The 19,480-nt window shown below is 75.0% G+C and carries 23 protein-coding genes and 1 pseudogene; 7 read left to right on the top strand and 17 right to left on the bottom strand.

What is annotated here, in order from left to right; all coding sequences use genetic code 11:
* On the bottom strand, nucleotides 1-897 hold an 897-nt coding region (locus MNZ39_RS18085; protein WP_242340481.1), incomplete at its 3' end, for a 1-acyl-sn-glycerol-3-phosphate acyltransferase.
* Nucleotides 898-1,107: 210 nt separating this feature from the next.
* Between MNZ39_RS18085 and MNZ39_RS18080 the strand changes: the two genes are divergently transcribed.
* Nucleotides 1,108-1,638 carry a ferritin family protein gene (locus MNZ39_RS18080; protein WP_242340480.1) on the top strand — a complete coding sequence of 177 codons (531 nt, stop codon included), beginning with the start codon at nucleotides 1,108-1,110 and terminating at the stop codon, nucleotides 1,636-1,638.
* 114 nt (nucleotides 1,639-1,752) lie between these two features.
* Nucleotides 1,753-2,076: an FKBP-type peptidyl-prolyl cis-trans isomerase gene (locus tag MNZ39_RS18075; RefSeq protein ID WP_242340479.1), complete on the top strand. Its 324-nt coding sequence runs from the start codon at nucleotides 1,753-1,755 to the stop codon at nucleotides 2,074-2,076.
* Nucleotides 2,077-2,090: 14 nt separating this feature from the next.
* Here MNZ39_RS18075 and MNZ39_RS18070 read toward each other — a convergent pair whose 3' ends face one another.
* From MNZ39_RS18070 to MNZ39_RS18050, 5 genes are all read right to left on the bottom strand, one after another.
* The gene (locus tag MNZ39_RS18070) at nucleotides 2,091-2,345 is read right to left on the bottom strand and encodes a hypothetical protein (protein WP_242340478.1); all 255 of its coding nucleotides are present in this window, start codon (nucleotides 2,343-2,345) and stop codon (nucleotides 2,091-2,093) included.
* 93 nt (nucleotides 2,346-2,438) lie between these two features.
* Nucleotides 2,439-2,630, bottom strand: coding sequence for a hypothetical protein (locus tag MNZ39_RS18065; protein ID WP_242340477.1), 192 nt, complete (start codon nucleotides 2,628-2,630; stop codon nucleotides 2,439-2,441).
* A 201-nt stretch (nucleotides 2,631-2,831) separates the two neighbouring features.
* On the bottom strand, nucleotides 2,832-3,245 hold the full coding sequence (locus tag MNZ39_RS25030; protein ID WP_242340476.1) for a peptidoglycan-binding domain-containing protein: 414 nt from the start codon (nucleotides 3,243-3,245) through the stop codon (nucleotides 2,832-2,834).
* A complete protein-coding gene (locus tag MNZ39_RS18055; RefSeq protein ID WP_242340475.1) occupies nucleotides 3,242-4,393 on the bottom strand; it encodes a DUF748 domain-containing protein in 1,152 nt (383 codons plus the stop codon). The genes MNZ39_RS25030 and MNZ39_RS18055 overlap by 4 nt, the downstream gene beginning before the upstream one ends.
* A 143-nt stretch (nucleotides 4,394-4,536) precedes the next feature.
* The gene (locus MNZ39_RS18050; protein ID WP_242340474.1) at nucleotides 4,537-5,985 is read right to left on the bottom strand and encodes an aminoacyl-histidine dipeptidase; all 1,449 of its coding nucleotides are present in this window, start codon (nucleotides 5,983-5,985) and stop codon (nucleotides 4,537-4,539) included.
* Nucleotides 5,986-6,118: 133 nt separating this feature from the next.
* Between MNZ39_RS18050 and MNZ39_RS18045 the strand changes: the two genes are divergently transcribed.
* The gene (locus tag MNZ39_RS18045) at nucleotides 6,119-6,313 is read left to right on the top strand and encodes a hypothetical protein (RefSeq protein ID WP_242340473.1); all 195 of its coding nucleotides are present in this window, start codon (nucleotides 6,119-6,121) and stop codon (nucleotides 6,311-6,313) included.
* 9 nt (nucleotides 6,314-6,322) lie between these two features.
* Here MNZ39_RS18045 and MNZ39_RS18040 read toward each other — a convergent pair whose 3' ends face one another.
* From MNZ39_RS18040 to MNZ39_RS18030, 3 genes are all read right to left on the bottom strand, one after another.
* Complete coding sequence (locus MNZ39_RS18040) at nucleotides 6,323-6,850, bottom strand: ribonuclease H (protein WP_242340472.1); 528 nt, start codon at nucleotides 6,848-6,850, stop codon at nucleotides 6,323-6,325.
* 82 nt (nucleotides 6,851-6,932) lie between these two features.
* A complete protein-coding gene (ybaK, locus tag MNZ39_RS18035) occupies nucleotides 6,933-7,415 on the bottom strand; it encodes a Cys-tRNA(Pro) deacylase (protein WP_242340471.1) in 483 nt (160 codons plus the stop codon).
* Nucleotides 7,412-8,020: a phosphorylase gene (locus MNZ39_RS18030; protein WP_242340470.1), complete on the bottom strand. Its 609-nt coding sequence runs from the start codon at nucleotides 8,018-8,020 to the stop codon at nucleotides 7,412-7,414. Before MNZ39_RS18030 ends, ybaK begins: the two co-directional genes overlap by 4 nt.
* Nucleotides 8,021-8,125: 105 nt before the next feature.
* Here MNZ39_RS18030 and MNZ39_RS18025 point away from each other — a divergent pair, with 105 nt between their 5' ends.
* Nucleotides 8,126-8,746 (top strand): tRNA-uridine aminocarboxypropyltransferase, encoded by a 621-nt coding sequence (locus tag MNZ39_RS18025; protein ID WP_242340469.1) that lies wholly within the window; start codon nucleotides 8,126-8,128, stop codon nucleotides 8,744-8,746.
* 28 nt (nucleotides 8,747-8,774) lie between these two features.
* Here the strand turns inward: MNZ39_RS18025 and MNZ39_RS18020 are convergent, their stop codons facing one another.
* Nucleotides 8,775-9,719 (bottom strand): Ig-like domain-containing protein, encoded by a 945-nt coding sequence (locus tag MNZ39_RS18020; RefSeq protein ID WP_242340468.1) that lies wholly within the window; start codon nucleotides 9,717-9,719, stop codon nucleotides 8,775-8,777.
* A gap of 127 nt (nucleotides 9,720-9,846) precedes the next feature.
* On the bottom strand, nucleotides 9,847-10,935 hold the full coding sequence (locus MNZ39_RS18015) for a PLP-dependent aspartate aminotransferase family protein (RefSeq protein ID WP_242340467.1): 1,089 nt from the start codon (nucleotides 10,933-10,935) through the stop codon (nucleotides 9,847-9,849).
* Nucleotides 10,936-11,153: 218 nt separating this feature from the next.
* Between MNZ39_RS18015 and MNZ39_RS18010 the strand changes: the two genes are divergently transcribed.
* On the top strand, nucleotides 11,154-11,903 hold the full coding sequence (locus tag MNZ39_RS18010; RefSeq protein ID WP_242340466.1) for an NYN domain-containing protein: 750 nt from the start codon (nucleotides 11,154-11,156) through the stop codon (nucleotides 11,901-11,903).
* Here the strand turns inward: MNZ39_RS18010 and MNZ39_RS18005 are convergent, their stop codons facing one another.
* Entirely contained in the window at nucleotides 11,904-13,676 is a 1,773-nt protein-coding gene (locus MNZ39_RS18005; RefSeq protein WP_242340465.1) for a monovalent cation:proton antiporter-2 (CPA2) family protein, read from the bottom strand. It lies immediately after the preceding gene.
* A 73-nt stretch (nucleotides 13,677-13,749) separates the two neighbouring features.
* On the opposite strand from MNZ39_RS18005, the gene MNZ39_RS18000 reads away from it, so the two are divergent.
* Together MNZ39_RS18000 and MNZ39_RS17995 are read left to right on the top strand one after the other, a co-directional pair.
* A complete protein-coding gene (locus MNZ39_RS18000; protein WP_242340464.1) occupies nucleotides 13,750-14,934 on the top strand; it encodes a 6-phosphofructokinase in 1,185 nt (394 codons plus the stop codon).
* Between the two features lie 132 nt (nucleotides 14,935-15,066).
* A complete protein-coding gene (locus MNZ39_RS17995; RefSeq protein ID WP_242340463.1) occupies nucleotides 15,067-16,017 on the top strand; it encodes a cation diffusion facilitator family transporter in 951 nt (316 codons plus the stop codon).
* A gap of 23 nt (nucleotides 16,018-16,040) precedes the next feature.
* Here MNZ39_RS17995 and MNZ39_RS17990 read toward each other — a convergent pair whose 3' ends face one another.
* The 5 genes and pseudogenes from MNZ39_RS17990 to MNZ39_RS17970 form a co-directional block, all read right to left on the bottom strand.
* Entirely contained in the window at nucleotides 16,041-16,745 is a 705-nt protein-coding gene (locus MNZ39_RS17990) for a spermidine synthase (RefSeq protein ID WP_242340462.1), read from the bottom strand.
* Nucleotides 16,742-17,254, bottom strand: coding sequence for a TerB family tellurite resistance protein (locus MNZ39_RS17985; protein WP_242340461.1), 513 nt, complete (start codon nucleotides 17,252-17,254; stop codon nucleotides 16,742-16,744). The genes MNZ39_RS17990 and MNZ39_RS17985 overlap by 4 nt, the downstream gene beginning before the upstream one ends.
* Before the next feature lie 77 nt (nucleotides 17,255-17,331).
* A complete protein-coding gene (locus MNZ39_RS17980; RefSeq protein WP_242340460.1) occupies nucleotides 17,332-17,721 on the bottom strand; it encodes a cupin domain-containing protein in 390 nt (129 codons plus the stop codon).
* A gap of 90 nt (nucleotides 17,722-17,811) precedes the next feature.
* Nucleotides 17,812-18,651 carry an Fpg/Nei family DNA glycosylase gene (locus tag MNZ39_RS17975; protein WP_242340459.1) on the bottom strand — a complete coding sequence of 280 codons (840 nt, stop codon included), beginning with the start codon at nucleotides 18,649-18,651 and terminating at the stop codon, nucleotides 17,812-17,814.
* 15 nt (nucleotides 18,652-18,666) lie between these two features.
* Nucleotides 18,667-19,480: pseudogene (locus MNZ39_RS17970) on the bottom strand (DEAD/DEAH box helicase); the annotation flags it as partial.

The raw sequence follows: 19,480 nt of genomic DNA, 5'->3' as shown, positions 1-19,480 counted from the left end.
CGTCGCCGGGGGCGAGGCGCGCCGCTCGCGCGCCGCGCCGCGCGGCGGGGTGGGCGGCCCGGCGGCCTCCTCCGCCTCGGCGTGGCGCGCTCCGCGCACGAGCGCGACGAGCGAGGCGACCTGCGCGAGCGTCCGGTGCGCCGCGGCGTGGTCGAGGGTCGCCTGCACCGTGCGCTGCACCTCGCGCGCGACGGCGCTGCTGTACTCGGAGTCGACGAGCGCGTCGCGCCCGCGCGCGCCGACCTCGACGGGCGGGTGGAACACCACCTTCCAGCGCGCCGGCAACGGGAGGGCGAACACCGGCAGCCCGATGGAGGAGCCGATGAGCGGCTCGAGGAAGCGCACCGTCCAGGCCACCGGCAGGCTCTCCTCGCCCCCGAGGATCGCGACGGGGACGATGGGCGCGTCCAGGGCCGCGGCGACGCGGACGAACCCGCGGTTCCACGGCCGCATCCGGTAGGCCTCCCAGAAGGGCTTCGTGTTCCCCTCGACGCCCTCCGGGAACACGCCGACCGTGCGGATCTCCGGCGGGAGGCGCTCGGGACGCCGGAAGGACGACGCCGGCAGCGCGCCGAGGCGCCGCAGGAACGGCCCGAGGAGCGGCGCGGCCAGCGCCGCGTCGGCCGCGGCGAAGTACGGGCTCGCCTCGCGCCCGAGGACGCGGCGCACCGCCAGCGCGAGGAAGAACGCGTCGAGCGCGAACCAGCCCGCGTGGTTGGGCGCGAGGACGAGCCGGCCGCTCCGCGGGAGGTGCTCCGCTCCCTCCACCTCGAACGAGAACCACCCGAGCCGGACGAGCCGCTCCATCAGGGGGACGAGCTTCCCGCCGACGAGCGCCTCGTCGATGGCCGGGGGCGCGGCCGGCTCGAGCGCCGAGGGGCGATGCGGCGTGGACATCCTGAGGGCCTGTGGGCCGGGCAAGCTCGGGAACCGCCTCGCCCGCACGTCCGGCTCCCGGGCGGGCCACGGCAACGCTGCGCTCCAGCCGCCGGGGCGAGAAGCCCCCACACGGAGACCCAGGGCGGTGCATCGCTCGGCGATGTGCAGCGTTAGGTCTGCTGGGCTCCCTCGACCCGCGCAGCGCAGGCGCCCACGCCTGGAGGAACCATGAACGACGCCGCGATCGACTTCGCCAAGCTGAACCTGCAGGACGCCCTCGATCTCGCGATCCTGATCGAGGAGGAGGCGCGCGATCGTTACCAGGAGTTCACCCGGATCGTGGGCGGCCGCTACGCCGGCGACGCCTCCGACATGTTCATGCTCATGGCCTCCTACGAGAAGCGCCACGGCACGGAGCTCGCCGAGCGGCGCCGCGCGAGGTTCGGCGACGCCCCGCGGCGCGTCTCGCGCGAGCAGCTCTACGACGTCGAGGCCCCCGACCCCGGCCAGCCGCGCGTGTTCATGTCCGCCCGCCAGGCGCTGGAGGTCGCGCTCTCGTCCGAGAAGAAGGCGTTCGACTTCTTCTCCTCCGCGCTGCCCTACGTGAAGGATCCGGACGTGCGGGCGCTCTTCGAGGAGCTGCGCGCCGAGGAGCAGAAGCACCAGACCCTCGTGCGGGACCGGCTCGAGAAGCTGCCGCCCGGCCCGGACGTGGAGGAGGAGGAGGCGGACGAGCCGGGCTCCGATCCCGGGAATTGACGACCGGCCTGCGCGACGACGGCCGATTACGTTTCGCGTCACCTGAGGTGATCGCGTATCACGAGCTGTCGTCTAGGATGGTGCCCCGACCACCCGAGCGCGAGGAGTACACGCATGGCCAAGCCGAAGATCGAGGACGTCGTGAAGGGGAAGGGCCCGGAGGCGGTGCGGGGCAAGACGGTCGAGGTGCACTACACGGGCTGGCTCACCGACGGGAAGCAGTTCGACTCGTCCGTCGGCGGCGATCCGTTCTCGTTCCGGCTCGGCGCCGGAGAGGTGATCGAGGGCTGGGACCGCGGCGTCGCGGGGATGCGCGTCGGCGGCAAGCGAAAGCTCACGCTGCCCCCGGACCTCGCCTACGGGGCGCGCGGAGCGCCGCCGGCGATCCCGCCCGACGCGACGCTCGTGTTCGAGGTCGAGCTGCTCGCGGTCTACTGAGCGAGCAGGCCGGATCAGAGCGGCTGGCAGTGCGGCAGGCGAGCCGCGTGCTCGTCGTCCACGCGGCGGAAGCGGTACGTCCGCCCGCAGCGCTGGACGTGCCTCACCTCCCCGGCCTCGTCGAAGAGCACCGGGAACCCGGCGCGTCGCCACTCGCGGCGGGTTCCCACGGTGTTCAGCACCCGGGCGACGGTCGGCGGCGTCGACGCGTCGTCCTCCCCCTCGAGCTGCCAGCAGTCCGGCTCCGGGGCGGTCGGCAACAGGGCCATGTTCACCTCCGCGCTGCTCCGAGCACGCTAGCAGCGTGGCCCGCTCGCCGGCGGCGTCCTCGATGTGTTCGGCCGAAGCGGGGACGTGCGCTTTCACCGCGCTCGGAGCAGGAACTCCACGCCGCCCCACACGCCGGCGAGGCCGGTCGCGACGTAGAGCGCGCCCGCGGCCATGGCCCGGCCCCCCGTCAGCGTCCCCGCGCTCGTGCGCATCGACCTGCGCAGGAATCCGTCCCGGACCCCGAGCCAGGCGCACGCGAGGCCCGAGACGAGGAGCACCGCCACGGCGAGCCAGTGCAGGGGGTTTCCGCGATCGAGGAAGAGCTCGATGACCGCCTCCGGGGCTTGCCCGCGCCGAATCTACCGCGGAGGCGCGCGCGTGTCCGCCGGGCCTGCCGCCCGCCGGCGCGTGGGCCCGCGCGGGAGCCGGGCTCGGATCCGGCGAGCTCGCCCGGGCGAGGATGGCTGCCCCGGCGGACCGGGCGTTCAGTCCCCCTTCCCGCCCCCCTCGCGCCCGTAGGCGCGGTCGGGGTCGACCCCCAGCCGCTGCAGGGTCTCGCGGTCCGGGAAGCCGGTCGCGGCGAGGTCCTGCGATTCCTGGAACTTGCGAAGCGCGCGCGAGGTCGGCGCGTCGAGCTCTCCCGCGCGGTGCTCCCCGAGGAGGCCGCGATCCGCGAGGGCGCCCTGGATGTCCTTCACCGCGCCGGGGGCGAGGAGCGCCTCGGGGCCCGCCGGGATGCGCGGCCGCCCGGCCTTCGGCGGGACGCCCTTCTCCCCGGCGCGGTCCGGCGCCTCGGGCCGGGGCGACTCGCCGCCCGCCGGCGAGGTGGGGTGCTGCGGATGGCGGCACGCCGCGGCCGCGAGCGCGACGGCGACCACGAGCGTCCGCCGCCGGATCACTTCTCCCCCGTCGGCTGGGCGCGCGGCTGCGCCTCCCGCCTGGGCGACAGCGCGCGCCTCGCCTGCTCGACGACGTTCTCGGGCCTCTTCGCCTCGGGCGGCGGCAGGCCGGAGAGGCCGTCCTCGAGGCCGCGGACGAACGCGTTCCGCACGATCCCCAGGATGGTCGGGACGGCCTGCGCCTCCGGATCGTCGACGGTCCCCTGGATCGGGATCGTCGTGGCGACCGCCTCGCGGCCGGGGACGTCGTCCTTGAAGATGCTGAGCGTCACGTCGGCGAGGAGCGACTTCAGCTTCGGCCCGAGCCCCGGCTTCGCCGGCCTCGTCCCGGCGTCCTTCAGGATGGGGCGGACGCCGCCCGAGATCTTCCCACCCTCGGCGCGGAAGCGGAGCGACATGTCGAGCTCGCCCTTGTCGGGCGCGATCCCCGCCTTCGCGCCGACGATCGAGGCGAGCTCGACGAGCTGCAGGCGCTCGAGCCGGCCCTGCCCGGCGAACGTGAGCTTCTTCGCGAGCGGGTCTGCGGTCGCGAAGAGCGAGACGGCGCCCGAGCGCTGCAGCACGCCGCGCGCGGCGAGCACCGTCGGCTCGTTCTTGGCGAGCGCCTTCCGCGTCGCGAAGTTCTCGAGCGTCCCCTCGATCCGGTGCACCCAGAGCTCCGGCCGCTCCGGCTCGCGCTCGTCCACCCAGCGGAGCTCCCCGTCCTTCACCTGGAGGCGATCGAGCCGGAACGGCGCGAGCGCCTCGATCCCGTGGCCGACCTGCGGCGCCTCCGCGGCGCCCTGCTTCCTCGGCTGCTCCTTGGCGCTCACGAGCGTGAGCTTGGGCTTCTCGAGCTCGACGGCGGCGACGACGTGTCCGCGGACGAGCTCCTTGAAGTAGAGGCCGAAGCTCGCGCGCTCGACCTGGAAGTACGGGAGCGCCGAGCCGCCCGGCGCGAGCTTCTCGATGCGCAGGCCGCGGATGGCGTAGGACAGGTCGTGGACGCTCACGTCCACGTCCTGGAAGCGCCCGCGCATCCCCTCCATCCCCGCGAGCACCTTGCGCGTCCGCCAGGTGACGAGCGGGTCGAGCGCCGCGCGAGCGCCGACCAGCACGACGAACAGGATGGCGAGCGCCACGAGGAGGCGCTTGCGGCCGCGGCGCATCGAGACCCCCAGCGAAAGCTGGGAACCCGCCGCCGCGCGCGCACGCGACTCGAGGCGAGGGCGACGCGGGGGCCGCCCGGCCGCCCGACGCGCGCGCCCCCTGGTCACCGCGCGAGCGGCTCACGCCGTCGCGCCCCGGGCGCTCAGACGCGCTCGAGCACGGCCACGAGCAGCCTCCAGAACGCCGCCACCGAGGCGATGCGCGCGTGCTCGTCGGGCGTGTGCGCGTCCTTGATGTCGGGGCCGATCGAGGCCATCTCGACGCCCGGGTACTTCTCGCCGATGAGGCCGCACTCGAGCCCGGCGTGGATCGCCTTCACGATCATCGGCTTCCCGAACACCTCCGCGTGCACCCGGTCCACGAGCTTCACGAGCGAGGACCCGGGCTCCGGCTTCCACCCCGGGTAGCCGCCCTCCTGGCTCGCCTCGAAGCCGGCGAGCGCGCACGCCGCCGCGATGCGCGCGGCCAGCGCCTGGCGCGAGGCGTCGATGGCGCTGCGGGTGAGGAAGGTCACGAGCACCGTCCCGTCCTGCGTCTGGACGAGCCCGAGGTTCGTCGAGGTCTGGACGAGGCCGGGGATGGCCGGGCTCATCGCCTCGACGCCGTGCGGCCCGGCGAGGAGGAGCCCGAGGACGGCGCGCGCGTCGCCGGGCGACATCACGCGATCGGCCTCGCCCGGCTCCACGTCGATCGCGAGGTTCGGGTCGAACGCGCCGAGCGCGGCGCGCCACTCGCGCGCGAGGCGCGCCACGTCCTCCCGCAGCGCGGCCTCGCGCCCCGCGTCCACGCGCACCATCGCCGAGGCCTCGCGCGGGATGGCGTTCCGCTTGTTCCCGCCGCTCACCGTCGCGAGCGCGATCCCGTGCCGCTCCACGAGCGCGTCGAGCACCTGGGCCAGGATGCGGATGGAGTTGCCGCGACCCGCGGCGATGTCCACGCCGGAGTGGCCGCCCTTCAGGCCCGAGAGCTTGATCCGGAGCGGCAGGGTGCCCGGGGCGGGCGCCGAGAGGGCGACCTTGCGGGTCGCGACCGTGTCCACGCCGCCGGCGCAGCCGATGGTGAGCTCCCCCTCCTCCTCGCTGTCGAGGTTCAGGAGGTAGGGCGAGCGGAACCAGCCCGGCGCGACGCCCTTCGCCCCGGTGAGCCCCGTCTCCTCGTCGATCGTGACGAGCACCTCGACCGGGCCGTGGCGGACGTCCTGGCTCGCGAGCACCGCGAGGCCCGCCGCGACGCCGATGCCGTTGTCGGCGCCGAGCGTCGTGCCGCGGGCGCGCACCACCTCGCCGTCGCGGTACACGGGGATGGGGTCCTTCGCGAAGTCGTGGGGGGTGCCCTCGTTCTTCTCGCAGACCATGTCGACGTGGCCCTGGAGGCACACGCCCGGGCGGTCCTCGCGGCCCTTCGTGCCCGGCTTGCGGATGAGGACGTTCCCGAGCGCGTCGGTCAGGACCTCGCAGCCGAGCGCGCGGCCCTGGTCGGCGACCCAGCGGGCCGCCTGCGCCTCGTGCTTCGAGCCGCGCGGGATCCGGGAGAGCTCGAGGAAGTACCGCCAGAGGAGCCTGGGCTCGAGGTCGCTGAGGAGATCGCTCATGGGTGGCCTCCGGTGCCGGAATGGAATGGGCGCGCAGGGTACCACGGCCCCGCCCGGCGCCCGGACCGCGTGGCAGGCGACCCCTCCCTCCCGGGGGCGTGCCACGGAGCGGCGGAGGTGCGACGTTCCCGGCGTGGATCCCGCCGCACCATCGCCACGCCCCCCGTCGGAGGAAGACCTCGAGCGCTGCGCCTCCTGCGGCGAGCGGCTCCGGCCCCGGGATGCCCGGTCGTGCGCGCTCTGCGGCCGCCGCACCTGCCTGCGCTGCCTCGCCCCGTACGGCCACTTCATGCAGGCGTGCGAGGAGTGCCGGCTCGCCTCCTGGTGACTGCGGCGCTCAGCGGATGACGGCGGCCGCGCGAAGCGCCTCGACCACGCTCGCCTCCGTCGGCCCGGGGACACCCCGCGCCGCCGACTGGGCGAGCGCGTCGACGACCTCGTTCACCGCGTGCCCGTCGTGGCCCCGGACCCAGGCGTAGCGGACGGAGAGCTCCCGGCCGCGCGCGTCGAGCGCCTCGATGAGGTCGCGGTTCAGCACCGGCTCGCCGGCGGCGGTCTTCCAGCCCTTCTTGCGCCAGCCGTGGATCCACTTCGAGAGCGCGTCCACCACGTAGCGCGAGTCCGAGACGACCTCGACCGACTCGCCCGCGGGCAGCCCCTGGAGCGCCTCGAGGACGGCGCGCAGCTCCATCCGGTTGTTCGTGACCGCGTACGTGCCGTCCTGCACCCAGCGCGTCGCGCCGAAGCGGAGCGCGGGCCGGACGCGGTCGACGACGACGAAGCCCGTGCCGCCCGGGCCGCCGGGGTTCGAGAGGGAGGAGCCGTCGGAGAAGGCGATGTAGCGGGCGGGAGCGTCTTTCGGCATGGGGGCGGCAAGGTAGCGGAGGGATCTGACCCCGACCTCGACCCCGACCTCGCTCGTGGCTCTACCGGCTCATTACACGCCTCTACTGCTCGATGGCGACGTCCACGGGGACGGGGGAGAGGACGCGCACGAGGTCGGCGGGCGCGATCCCGACGAGGAAGCCGCGCGAGCCGCCGTTCACGTAGAGCTTCGGCAGCTCGAGAATGGTCCGCTCGACGTGCACCGGCATCGCCTTGCGCGTTCCGAACGGGCTCGTGCCGCCGACGAGATAGCCGCTGTGGCGCTGGGCGACGTCCGGCTTGCAGATCTGCACCGTCTTCTTCCCGAGCTGACGGGCGAGCGCCTTCGTCGAGACCTCGCGGTCGCCGTGCATGAGCACGACGAGCGGGGCGCCGGTCTCGTCCTCCATGACGAGCGTCTTCACCACGGCGTGCTCCGGGACGCCCAGCTCCCGCGAGGACACCGCCGTGCCGCCGTGCTCCTCGTAGCGGTAGACGTGCTCGGTGTACGGGACCTTCTGCTGGCGCAGGAGCCGGGTGGCGGGGGTCGACGGGGTCTTGCTCATTCGAGGAGCTCCTCGGCGCCGAACACGCCGCGCTCGCGCAGCGCCGCGACGAGCGCCCGGCTCGCGGCGGCGTGGTTGGCCTTCCACTCCACGTGCGCCCCGGGGCCGACCCGGTTCGCGACGGCGAGCGCCGCGGCCGCAGGCACGTTCGCCGCGGCGCACGCGGCGAAGACGCCCGTGAGCTCGAGGTGCTCCGCGGCGGCCACCTCCGCGAGCGCGCGCGCGCCCTCCTCCGTGAGCGTGATCGCGGGCGGGACGGCCACGCGGTGCGCGGGGAGCGGCAGCGTGAAGGTGGCGGGCCAGCGGGTGCGCTCGAGCGCGGGGCGATAGGCGCGGCCGGCCCGCTCGTCGAGCGAGGTCGCGATGGCCTCCGACGCCGCGATGAGCTCGCCCGGCGCGAGCCGCGCGTCGTACGCGCCGCAGGTCCCGACGAACAGGACGCGCTCCGGCGCGTGAAGGGCGAGGAGCCGCGCGGTCTCCACGGCCGCCGCGAGGGCGCCGACGCCGGTGCAGGCGACCGCCCAGCCCTCGGGCGGCGCGGCGTCGAGGCCGGCGAGCTCCGGAGAGAACGCCGCGAGCAGCAGGCGGGCGGGGCGAGCGGGCATGGCGCGCATGGTACGCCAACCGGGGCGCACGGGCGGCGCGTTCCTGGCGGGCCCCGGGGCCGCTCGACGCGCGCCCGGCGCCGTGCTTTCCTCCCGCGCTCTCCCATGCGCCCGACCTGCCGCCGCTGCCTGCGCCCCACGGAGCTCTGCGCCTGCGCGGACCTCCCGGTGATCCCGTCGCGGACGCGCGTCGTGCTGCTCCAGCATCCTCGCGAGGCGCGCCTCGCGATCTGCAGCGCCTGGCTCACCCGGCTCGCGCTCGAGAACTGCGAGCTCCACCGCGGCGTCGCGTTCGAGGATCACCCCGCCGTTCGCGCGGCGGCGGCGACGCCGGGGGCGGCGCTGCTCTTCCCCGGCGACGGCGCCGTGCCCGCCGAGGCGCTCGCCGGCGCGCCGCCCCCCGTGCTCTTCGCCGTCGACGGGACGTGGCCTCAGGCGGTGAAGATGATCCGGGCGACGCCCACGCTCGCGGCGCTGCCGCGGGTCGGGATCGTGCCGGCGCGGCCGAGCGGCTACGGCGGCCTGCGCCGCGAGCCAGGGCCCGAGCACCTCTCCACCGCGGAGGCGGTCGCGTTCGCCCTGGGCGCGCTCGAGGGCGCTCCCGCGCGCTTCGAGCCGCTCGTCCGCGCGTTCCGCGCGAGCGTCGAGAAGCAGCTCGCCTGCGCGCGCGGAGAACGGCGCAGCCCGCGCCACCGGCCAGGGAGCCGGTGGGCGGGCAGCGGGTAGCCGGGACGCCGCGGAAGGCGCGCGGGCGCTACTTCGCCACGCGCAAATTCAGCGACGCGGTCTTGGTGCTCGTCCCGTCCGTGGCGGTGAGGGTCACCTTGGTCCTGCGGGTCACCGCGGACGTCGTCACGGCGAAGGTCGCGTTCTGCGCGCCGGCCGGCACGGTCACGGTCTCGGGGACCCCGACGGCGGCGTTGCTGCTCGTCAGCGTGACGATGACGTCCTCCGTCGCCGGCGAGGTCAGCGCGACGGTGCCGACGACCTGCACCGGGCCGCCGCCGATGACCGACCCGCGGGAGAGGCCGAGGTAGGAGAGCGCCGCCGGCAGCGTCGTCACCTCCACGGTGATGCTCGCCGTCGCGCCGGAGACCGGCTCCACGGCGGTGATCGTGGCGGTCCCGACCAAGACCGCGGTGACGAGCCCGCCCGGAGACACCGTCGCGATGGCGGCGTCCGACGTCGTCCAGATGACCGTCGCGGTGACGTCGGCCGTCGTGTCGTCCACGAGCGTGCCGTCCGCCTGGAGCTGCAGCGTGGTGCCCACGAGCAGCGTCGGATCGATGGGCGACACGGCGAGCGACACGATCGGCGGGACGACCTCCACCGTCACCCTCCCCGTGACCCCGCTCATCGGCTCGGTGGCGCTGACCTCGCTCGTCCCGACGGACGCGCTCGTCGCCAGCCCCGCGTCGGCCGCCGCGTTCGAGACGGCGACGATCTCGGGGGCCGCCGAGCTCCACACGACCTCTGCCGTGACGTCGCGCGTCGTGCCGTCGGAGTACGTCCCCACCGCGGTGAGTCGCACGGACTCCCCGACCAGGACGGAGACCACCCCGGCGCTGGCCGGCTGGACCTGGATCCCGGCCAGGTGCGGGCCTGCAGCGGGGCTCTTCTCGCCGCTGCAGGCGGCGAGCGAGACGGCGGCGAACGTGAGGACGGCGAGCCTTCGAGCGGTGTGACGGTAGGCGAGCATACTTTCTTCCCCCTGGAGACGCGGCGCCCGGACGGACGCCTGCCCGCTCGGACGGTGATGTCGCAGGGGGACGGATGCGAGTCCGTCGATGTCGGGACACTGTCACGGGGCGTGAGGCCGCCCGCCGTCACGGCCGGGGGCTAGAGCGCCCGCCGATCGCCGCGAGCCCTCGGGCGAGATCGCGCTCGAGATCCTCGGGATCCTCGATCCCGACCGCGAGCCGCAGGAGCGCCGGCGGCGCGTGCGGATCCTGCTTGCGTCGCCACTCGATGAGCGACTCCACCCCGCCGAGGGACGTCGCGTCGCGGAAGAGGCGCAGGGCCCCCGGGAGCTCCCTCGCGGCGGCCTCCGTCGCGAGCTCGATGGACAGGATCGGGCCCGGCCCGCGCATCTGCCGCTTCGCCAGGGCGTGACCCGGGTGCGAGGGGAGCGACGGGTGCCACACGCGCGCGACGCGCGGCTCGAGGAACGCCGCGAGCCGGGTCGCGGTCGCGGTCTGCTGCCGCACGCGCAGGCCGAGCGTGCGGACCCCGCGCAGGACGAGCCAGGTCTCGAGCGCGCCGGGGACGCCGCCCGTGACGGTGCGGGTCGCGCGGAGCCCGTCCGCCAGGGCGGGATCGCGGGCGACCAGGACGCCGCCGAGCGCGTCGGAGTGGCCGGCGAGGAACTTCGTCATCGAGTGGTAGACGAGGTCCGCGCCGAGCGCGAGCGGCGCCTGCAGCACGGGGGTCGCGAACGTGCCGTCGACGACGACGCGCGCTCCGGCCGGTCGCGCGCGCGCGACGTGCGCGGCGATGTCCTGCAGCTCGCAGGTCGGGTTCTTCGGGGTCTCGAGCCACACCACGTCCCCCGCGCCGAGGTCGGCCTCGAGGGCGACCTTCTCCACGCCGAACGGCGCGAGCGCGTCGATGGCCGCGTGCGTCCCGTGGTAGCCGCCCGTCGCGATCGCCACGCGACGCGGCCGCAGGTGCAGGAGCGCCGCCGTGGCGGCCGCCTGCCCGGAGGCGAACGTCACCGCGTGTCCGCCGTCGAGCGCGCCGAGCACCGCCTCGAGCCGCCGCCGCGTCGGCTGATCGTTGCGTGCGTAGACGAGCCCGGCGTCGTTGTCCGCCGCGAAGGTCGTCGAGACGTGGATGGGCGGCGCGATGTCGGCGGTGGGCTCGACGGCGGCGTCCGCGTGGAGGGCGAGGGTGTCGGGCCGGAGGAGGTCGTCCATGGGCGGCATCCTCCGGCCCCGGCCGGTCCACGGCAAGCCCTGCGCGCCGGCGGCGCGTCACAGGCCGCCGAGCGCGTGGGTGGCCTCCCGATTACGCTCAGCGTGCGCGCCGCCCGCGAAGCCCGCATGGAGCCCGCTCGAGCCGCCATTCGCTTGCGCCGGGGCCTCTTCCCTGACAGGGTGCGCGCGCGGGCCCACGTCCGGGCCCGGGAGACCGAATGAAGCGCGACACCAGCCACGATCAGCGCATCGCCCTGTTCATCGACTTCGAGAACCTCGTCACCCGCACCGGCCTCTCGGCGGAGACGTTCGACCTCCAGCCGGCGCTCGACACGCTCCTCGAGAAGGGCAAGGTCGTCTTCCGCCGCGCCTACGCGGACTGGACCCGGTTCTCCGACGCGACGCAGCGGCTCCACGACAAGGGCGTCGAGCTCGTCGACGTGCCGCCCTCGACCCGCGCCGGGAAGAACGGCGCCGACATGCGGCTCGTCATCGACGCCCTCGAGCTCGCCTACCTGCGCGAGCACATCGACACCTTCGTCATCGCCTCCGGCGACTCCGACTTCTGCCCGCTCGCCTACAAGCTGCGCGAGAACGACCGCGTGGTGATCGGGATGGCGGTGCGCGAGTCGACGAGCCCGCTGTTCGTGAAGGCCTGCGACGAGTTCATCTACCTGCGTCCCGGCGGGAAGCGGCGCGCCGCGGAGCCGAAGGAGAAGGACCGGCCGGTGAAGGAGAAGGCGATCCCGGTCGTCGCCCGCGAGGCGGCCGCGGCGATGCTCGCCCGCGCGAGCGGACCGGTGAACCCCTCCGCGATCAAGGCCGCCATCGTGCGTCGCGAGCCGGACTTCGACGAGCGCGACCACGGCTTCTCGTCCTTCAGCCGCCTCCTCGAGGCGATGGAGAAGGAAGGGCTCCTGAAGCTGGAGCAGGGCGCGAAGGGGCAGTGGTACGTGGTGCCGGCGTAGCTAGGCCGGGCGCTGGCGCGCGTCCTCCTCGAACAATCGCTCCAGCTCCTCGCGGCCGCGCCGCGCGATGTCGGTGAGCTTGTCGAGGTCGTCCTGGTGCTGCCAGGAGGCCTCGAACTGCGCCTCGTCGTGCTCACGGAAGCGCTCGACGGCGCTCCGCGCCTCGGCGTAATCCACCCCCAGCGCTTCGAGCACGTCCGAGGTCATGACGAGCGAGGAGTGGAGCGTCTCGCGCACGATGCGCCGGATGCCGAGGCGGCGCAGCCGGTACGCGTGCTGCCGGTTGCGGGCGCGCGCGAGGATCGCCACCTGCGGGAAGTGCTCGCGCACCACCTCCGCCGTGCGCACCGACGCGTCCACGTCGTCGATGGCCAGGACGAACAGGCGCGCCCGCTCGACCCGCGCCGAGCGCAGGAGGTCGAGGCGCGAGACGTCGCCGTAGAAGACCTTGTTGCCGAAGCGCCGGATGAAGTCGATGTGCTCGGGGCTGGCGTCGATGGCGGTGAAGGTGATTCGCTTCGCGGCGAGGACGCGGCCGACCACCTGCCCCACCCGCCCGAATCCTGCGATCACCACGCAGGGATCGCCGGGGGGCACGACGTCGAACTCGCGCGCCGGGCCGCGCCGCAGGAGGCGCCTCCCGACGAGCGCGTGCAGCGCGAAGAGCACGGGCGTCGTCGCCATCGAGAGCGTGACCGCCACGACGAGGAGCGCGGCGACTCCCGGGTCCATGACGCCGTCGGCCGCGGCCAGCCGGAAGAGCACGAAGGCGAACTCGCCCCCCTGCGAGAGGAGGAGACCGAGCGCGAGCGCGGGCTCCGCGCTCCCGAGGGCCCTCCGGCCGACGGCGAAGGCCACGAGCGCCTTCAGGGCGACCAGGCCGAGGACGACGCCGGCGACCGCGAGCGGGCGCAGGGCGAGCACTCGCAGATCGGCGGTCATGCCGACCGCGAGGAAGAAGAGCCCGAGCAGGAGCCCCTTGAACGGCGCGACGTCCGCCTCGAGCTCGTGGCGGTACTCGGAGGTGGCGAGCAGCACGCCGGCGAGGAAGGCGCCGAGCGCCATGGACAGCCCGGCGGCCGAGACGGCGAGCGCGGTACCCGCGACGAGGAGGAGCGCGGTCGCGGTGAAGAGCTCGGGGTTCCTGAGCGACGCCACGAACCGGAACACCGGGCGCGCCACGAGGCGGCTCGCGACCACCACGCCGCCGACGACCGCCACCGCCTTCGCGACCGTGAGCCACGCGGGCGCCGCCGCGGGCGTGCGCGCGCCGAGCGCGGGGAGGAGCGCGAGCAGCGGGATCACCGCGAGGTCCTGGAAGAGCAGGATGGCGAACGCCAGCTGGCCGTGCCGCGTCCCGAGCTCGTTCCGCTCCCCGAGGAGCTGCACCACGAGCGCGGTGGAGGAGAGCGAGAGACCCAGCCCGGCGACCGCGGCAGTTCGCCACGGCACCCCGAGGGCGAGCGCCACCCCGGCGATGGCGAGCGAGGTCACCGCGACCTGGAGCGCGCCGCGGCCGAACACGTCCCGGCGCAGCTCGACGAGGCGGCGGGGGTCGAGCTCCAGGCCCACGAGGAAGAGGAGGAGCACGACGCCCAGCTCCGCGACGCGGAGCACGCCCTCGGCGTCGCCCGAGAGGGCGAGCCCCTGCGGCCCCACGATCGCCCCGGCGACCAGGTAGCCGAGGACGGAGCCCAGGCCGACACGCGCCGCGAGCGGCACCACGACGACGGCAGCGGCGAGGTAGACGAACGCCGAGCGCAGGAACGGCACGGGGGACCTCCGCGGGGGGCCGACTGCCGGTTCTTAGCGGCGCTCCGGGCGAAGTGCGCCTAGGATTACCCGCATGGCACGCATGCGCGTCGGCATCCTCACGGGTGGGGGCGACGTCCCCGGCCTGAACTCCGTCATCAAGAGCGTCGTCTACCGGGCCGCGGACCACCAGATGGAGGTCGTCGGCATCCGGCGCGGGTGGGAAGGGCTCACCCACCTGAACCTCGACGATCCGGCGAGCCGCGGCCGCTACGTGCTGCCGCTCACCCGCGAGAACACCCGCACCATCGACCGGACCGGCGGGACGTTCCTGCACTCGAGCCGGACGAACCCCGCGCGGATGAAGCAGCTCCCGCCCCACCTCGCCGGCCGCACCTTCCCGACCGCGCAGACGACGAAGCAGGGCCAGACCTCGACGACTCACGACGTCTCGAGCGCGGTGCTCGCGAACCTCGAGGGCCTGAAGCTCGACTACCTCTTGCCCATCGGCGGCGACGACACCCTCTCCTACGCCGCGCGGCTGCACGAGCTCGGCGCGAAGGTGATCGCCATCCCGAAGACGATGGACAACGACGTGCGGAACACCGAGTACTGCGTCGGCTTCTCGACGGCGATCACGCGCGCGATCTCGGCCATCGAGCGGCAGCGGACGACCGTCGGCTCGCACGAGCGGATCGGCATCTTCCGCATCTTCGGCCGCGACGCGGGCTTCACCGCCTTCTACACGGCGTACGTCACCTCGATCCGCTGCATCATCCCGGAGCACAAGCCGAAGCTCGAGCACATCGTCGACCTGCTCGTGACGGACAAGCGCCAGAACCCCTCGAGCTACGCGCTCGTCGTCCTCTCCGAGGGCGCCGAGTGGGAGGGCTACAAGGTCCAGGAGTACGGGGAGCCCGACGCCTTCGGCCACCGCAAGAAGGCGAGCGTCGCCGAGTCGCTCTCCGACGCGATCAAGGCGCGAGCCGGCGAGGAGACGATCGTCTCGGACCTCACCTACGATCTCCGCTCGGGCGATCCCGACTTCGTCGACAAGCTCGTCGCGAACACCTTCGGCACGATGGCCTTCGACGCGCTGCTCGAGGGGAAGAGCGGGCTCATGTCGGCGATCGTCGACGGCAAGTACGACCTCATGCCCATCCCGGATCCGAAGCTCGGGCCCCGCAAGGTGGACGTGGCGTCGATGTACAACACCGACCGGCTGCGGCCGATCTACGCGAACAAGCGGGGGCTGCCCGTCTTCCTGAACCGCGCGTGAGCGGGGGGCGAGGCGGGAGGGAGCGCCCGCGCTCCCGGCGGCCGGCGCAGCGCGGCTCCGTGCCGCTTGCGGAGCGGAGGCAGGTCGGGCAGAAGGGGTGCGGGCGCCGCCTCGCGGCGCGCCCGCGCCGCCATGACCCGGTCCGCCCCATCCTCGCTCGCGCGCTTCGCCTGGCTCTCCATCGGCGCGGCGATCGCGACCATCGCGCTGAAGACGCTCGCCTGGCGCATGACCGGCTCCGTCGGCCTCCTCTCCGACGCGCTCGAGTCGATCGTCAACCTCGCCGCGGCCGTGATGACGCTCGTGATGGTGACCATCGCGGCGCGGCCGCCGGACGAGGACCACGCGTACGGCCACGGCAAGGCGGAGTACTTCGCGAGCGGGCTCGAGGGCGCGCTCATCCTCGTGGCGGCGGGCGGGATCATCTGGACCGCCGCCCATCGGCTCGTCCACCCGCGCGCGCTCGAGCGGCTCGGGCTGGGCCTCGCGGTCTCGGTCGGCGCCTCGCTCGTGAACCTCGCCGTGGCGCGGGTGCTCATCCGCACCGGCAAGGGTCGCCACTCCATCGCGCTCGAGGCCGACGGCCACCACCTCATGACGGACGTGTGGACGAGCGCCGGCGTGCTCGTCGGCATCGGGGCGGTCGGGATCACCGGCTGGACACGACTCGACCCGCTCGTCGCCATCGCGGTCGCGCTCAACATCGTCTGGACGGGGGTGACCCTCGTCCGCCGCTCCGCGCTCGGCCTCCTCGACACGGGCCTCGCCGCCGCCGAGCGGCGCGCGCTCGAGGAGGTCCTCGCGCGCCACGCGGCCGAGCACTTGCAGTTCCACGCGCTCCGGACGCGCCAGGCCGGGTCGCGCCGGTTCGTCTCGGTGCACGTCCTCGTGCCGGGCGCGTGGACCGTGCAGCGCGGGCACGCGCTGCTCGAGGAGATCGAGCGCGATCTCCGCGCCGCCATCCCGAACCTCACGGTGACGACGCACCTCGAGCCGATCGAGGACTCGGTGTCGTTCGAGGATCAGGAGCTCGACCGCAGCGCCCCGCCGGCCATCCAGGATCCGGCCGGGCAGGGCCGCTGAGCCGACCCGCCGCAAGAGCCCGGCTACACCGTCCCTCGGCGGCGGCCGAGCGCGCCCGCCGCGGACCCGCGCACGCCCACGATCACGACGTGCCGCACGCCCCCGGCGTCGCCGCGCGCTGGCGCGGCGATCGCCTCCGCCGCGAGCCCCGCCCGACCGAGCCGCGCGACGTAGCGGGGATCCTGACCGGCCGACCAGACCGCGAGCGCGCCGCCGGCGCGGAGCGCGTCGCGGCAGGCGCGGACCCCGGCCTCGCCGTACAGCCGGTCGTTCGCGGGATGCGCGAGCGCGGAGGGGCCGTTGTCCACGTCGAGCAGGATCGCGTCCCAGGCGCCGCGGCCGGCGGTGAGGTGCTCGAGGACGTCGCCCTCCGCGACGTGGACCCGCGGGTCGTCGAGCGGGCGCCCGGCGAGGTGCGCGACCGGGCCGCGGTTCCAGCGGACGAGCGCGGGGACCAGCTCGGACACCACCACGCGCGCGCCGGGCGCGAGCCGGTCGAGCGCGGCGCGGAGCGTGAACCCGAGGCCGAGCCCGCCGACGAGCACGTCGCGCGGGGCGCGGACCCGCGCGAGCGCCGCGGCGGCGAGCGCCTCCTCCGAGCCGTGCGTCCGGCTGGTCATGAGCACCCGGCCGGCGGCCCGGACGGACCACTCCTCCCCACGACGGGAGAGGACGAGCTCCGCGCCGTCCGGGGCGCGGGCGCGGTCCACCGTCTCCCAGGGGATCACCGCTTGTTCACCGACCGGTGCTCGGAGTACGCGCTGCGGATGTCGACGTAGTCGCGCTCGGTGAGCCGGAGCTCGCCGCAGATCCCGCGGATCGCCTCCTCCTCGGCGACGGAGATGGCGCCGTCCGAGGCGGCGACCGCGAAGAGGCAGTGCACGAGATCCATCCGCTCGGCGTCGCTCGCCTGGTCCCGGAACGTCCGGGCCGCGAGGAAGTTCTGCGTCTCGCCGCTCGCGCGGTGCTCCGCCTTCGCGATCTCGACCACGAGCGCGGCCTGGTCCTTCGGGAGGTGGCCGACGGTCTCGACGATCCGCGCCATGGCCTCGGTCTCGGCCGAGTGGACGTCGAGATCCACGTTGGCCACGCGGGCGAGGAGGAACGCGAACAGCGCGAGGTGCTCCGCGCGCTCCGCCGGGAGCGCCTCGAGGGCACGGGCGACGCGATGGACCACGCCGGCGTCGCGCGCCGGCTCCTCACGGGGGACGAGCCCGAGCCACTCCAGGATCGACATGGCCTTCTTCTACCGCGTCGCCCGCCGCGGCGCAGCGCGTCGCGACCGACGCCCTGGGCGGGCGCCGCAGCCTCCTGCTACTTCGCGGCGCCGCCCGCCGGCGGGGGAGCGGCCGCGGCCTTCTCGCCGCCCTCGGGGCCGTAGAACAGCACCCAGGTGAAGAAATCCTCGCTGAAGTCCTCGAACCAGTGGACCTCGCCGGCGGCGGCGAAGAGCACGTCCCCCGCGCGGAACGCGAAGCGCTGGGTGCCGTTCACGAAGGCGCCGGCGCCGCGGAGGACGACGTAGACCTCGTCGCGGTCGTGAGGCCGCTGCGTGTCGCGGCCGCGCGGCGCGAAGATCTCGACCTGCAGCGAGCCGTGGCGGAAGACGGTCTCGAACCGCTTGCCCCCCGCCCGCGGCAGCCTCGCCGTCGCCGCGCTCGCCGCCACGTGCCTCGCCAGATCGAAGACGTCCTGCCCCGCCATGTCACCCTCCCGAGAAGAGAGCGGAAGATACCTCAGAGCGGGCCGCCCGACCGCGCCATCGCGAGGCCGCGCGCTCCCACGCGCCGTCCGCTAACCCCCGCCCGGCGCCGGCTGGCAGCGCGGGCAGTGATAGGTCACGCGGGCGCCGGGGCCCTGGCGACCGAGCCGGATGGCAGCTCCGCAGCGGCGGCACGGCTCGCCCGCGCGGCCGTAGACGAAGAGCCGCTCGTCGGGGTTCGACCGGCCCGTCGTGCGCCGGCCGCCGAGCCAGGTGGGGGCGCTCGCGCCGTACGGCGCCACCGCCTCGAGGAGGACCCGGCGGGCGACCGTGACCAGCGCGGCCAGCTCGGCGGCGGAGAGCGAGGCGACCGTCCGGTAGGGGTCCACGCCGGCGAGGAACAGGATCTCCGACTTGAGCTCGTTGCCCACGCCCGCGAGCGCACCCTGATCGAGCAGCGCCTCGCCGACCTCGCGCGCCGGCCGCGCGCGCAGCCGGCGCTCCGCCTCGGCGGCGTCGAAGTCCGGGGCGAGCAGGTCGGGCCCGAGCCGGGCGAGGTCCGGCTGCCGCGCGAGGCCTCTCGCGTCGAGGAGCTCCGCCACGGGCAGGTCGAAGCCCACCGCGAGCCAGGGGCGGGTCTCCACGAGGACGCGCATGGCGTCCCGCGGGCGCCGCCAGCGCTCGCCGGGGCGGTACAGGTGCCAGCTCCCGTTCATGCGGAGGTGGCTGCGCAGCCAGAGGTCCCCGGAGAAGCGGACGAGGAGGTGCTTCCCCCGGGCGCTCACGCCCTCGACGGTGCGACCGGCGATGGGGCGATCCGCGTCGACGCGCGCGAGCGGGGGCAGCACCGTCTCGAAGCGGACCACGGTCTCGCCCGCGAGCGCCCGGTGGAGGTTCGAAGCCGCGCGGTGGATGGTGTCGCCCTCTGGCACGCGCGCCTCGCTCCGCTACGGCAGCTCGCTCCCCGCCGAGAGCGCCGCCGCGGCCGCCCGGCGCGTGAGCTGGAGCCCCGCCGCGGTGGGCACGAACCCGGCCGCCTGGAGATACCCCGCGAGCGGGTGCGCCGCTGCGGGACCGCCGTCGATCTCCACGACGAGCGCCGCCTCGGCCTTGCCGTGCAGGGCGCGGACGAGCTCGGTGAGCGCCGCCGCGATGGCGGCGCCGGCGTGCGAGCGCTCCGGCTCGAACTCCGGGAGCCACGCGAAGAGCTGGCGCGCTCCGCGCGCCACGTAGGCCGCGAGCTCGCCGTCCACGAGCACCACGTAGGCGCCGACCGCGCGCGCGGGCCGCTTCCCCTCCGGGGCGCCCTGCACCGCGGGCCAGTCGAGCAGCGCGCCGTACGGGTTCGCGGGGTCCGTCGCGGCGAGCGTCACGACCTCCGGCGTCTCCGGCGGCTCGCGCAGGGAGCGCAGCAGGTCGAGCACGCCCGGCTGGGCGAACTGCATCGCGCCCACGCCGCCGACGAAGTAGCCGCGCCGGATCCGGCCGCTCTCCTCGAGGTGGCGGAGCACGTCGTAGACCGCGCTGAACCCGCCGGGCAAGGACTCCGCCGCGGCGGCGCCGCGGGTGACGAGGCCGTAGCGGACGAGGAGCTGCTGCGCCGTCGCCGCGCTCCACTCGGTCGCGGTCGGGATCCCGCCCGCGAGCTCCCGGCGCGCGGCGACGAGCGTCCAGCGCCCTCCGGCGGCGGGCGGTGCGGCCCGGCGCGACCGGAACGCGGCCGGTCCGCGCGCGACGACCCGGCCGCGCTCGCGGCGGGCG

Origin of the sequence: Anaeromyxobacter sp. SG66 (assembly GCF_022690805.1) — a bacterium.
In the GTDB taxonomy this organism is placed as follows: domain Bacteria; phylum Myxococcota; class Myxococcia; order Myxococcales; family Anaeromyxobacteraceae; genus Anaeromyxobacter; species Anaeromyxobacter soli.
The sequence above is the reverse complement of the archived record's forward strand: the minus strand, read 5'-3'. Positions and strand labels throughout refer to the sequence as shown.

What these genes read in the sequence shown, in the direction of transcription:
- MNZ39_RS18055 (WP_242340475.1), bottom strand. Translation starts at nt 4,393, where the DNA reads ATGCGCCGCGGCCGCAAGCGCCTCCTCGTGGCGCTCGCCATCCTGTTC.
- MNZ39_RS17980 (WP_242340460.1), bottom strand. Translation starts at nt 17,721, where the DNA reads ATGGCGGGGCAGGACGTCTTCGATCTGGCGAGGCACGTGGCGGCGAGC.
- MNZ39_RS17985 (WP_242340461.1), bottom strand. Translation starts at nt 17,254, where the DNA reads ATGTCGATCCTGGAGTGGCTCGGGCTCGTCCCCCGTGAGGAGCCGGCG.
- MNZ39_RS18080 (WP_242340480.1), top strand. Translation starts at nt 1,108, where the DNA reads ATGAACGACGCCGCGATCGACTTCGCCAAGCTGAACCTGCAGGACGCC.
- MNZ39_RS18070 (WP_242340478.1), bottom strand. Translation starts at nt 2,345, where the DNA reads ATGGCCCTGTTGCCGACCGCCCCGGAGCCGGACTGCTGGCAGCTCGAG.
- MNZ39_RS18075 (WP_242340479.1), top strand. Translation starts at nt 1,753, where the DNA reads ATGGCCAAGCCGAAGATCGAGGACGTCGTGAAGGGGAAGGGCCCGGAG.
- MNZ39_RS18020 (WP_242340468.1), bottom strand. Translation starts at nt 9,719, where the DNA reads ATGCTCGCCTACCGTCACACCGCTCGAAGGCTCGCCGTCCTCACGTTC.
- MNZ39_RS18010 (WP_242340466.1), top strand. Translation starts at nt 11,154, where the DNA reads ATGAAGCGCGACACCAGCCACGATCAGCGCATCGCCCTGTTCATCGAC.
- MNZ39_RS18050 (WP_242340474.1), bottom strand. Translation starts at nt 5,985, where the DNA reads ATGAGCGATCTCCTCAGCGACCTCGAGCCCAGGCTCCTCTGGCGGTAC.
- MNZ39_RS17995 (WP_242340463.1), top strand. Translation starts at nt 15,067, where the DNA reads ATGACCCGGTCCGCCCCATCCTCGCTCGCGCGCTTCGCCTGGCTCTCC.
- MNZ39_RS18030 (WP_242340470.1), bottom strand. Translation starts at nt 8,020, where the DNA reads ATGCCCGCTCGCCCCGCCCGCCTGCTGCTCGCGGCGTTCTCTCCGGAG.
- MNZ39_RS18040 (WP_242340472.1), bottom strand. Translation starts at nt 6,850, where the DNA reads ATGCCGAAAGACGCTCCCGCCCGCTACATCGCCTTCTCCGACGGCTCC.
- MNZ39_RS18015 (WP_242340467.1), bottom strand. Translation starts at nt 10,935, where the DNA reads ATGGACGACCTCCTCCGGCCCGACACCCTCGCCCTCCACGCGGACGCC.
- MNZ39_RS18000 (WP_242340464.1), top strand. Translation starts at nt 13,750, where the DNA reads ATGGCACGCATGCGCGTCGGCATCCTCACGGGTGGGGGCGACGTCCCC.
- ybaK (WP_242340471.1), bottom strand. Translation starts at nt 7,415, where the DNA reads ATGAGCAAGACCCCGTCGACCCCCGCCACCCGGCTCCTGCGCCAGCAG.
- MNZ39_RS18025 (WP_242340469.1), top strand. Translation starts at nt 8,126, where the DNA reads ATGCGCCCGACCTGCCGCCGCTGCCTGCGCCCCACGGAGCTCTGCGCC.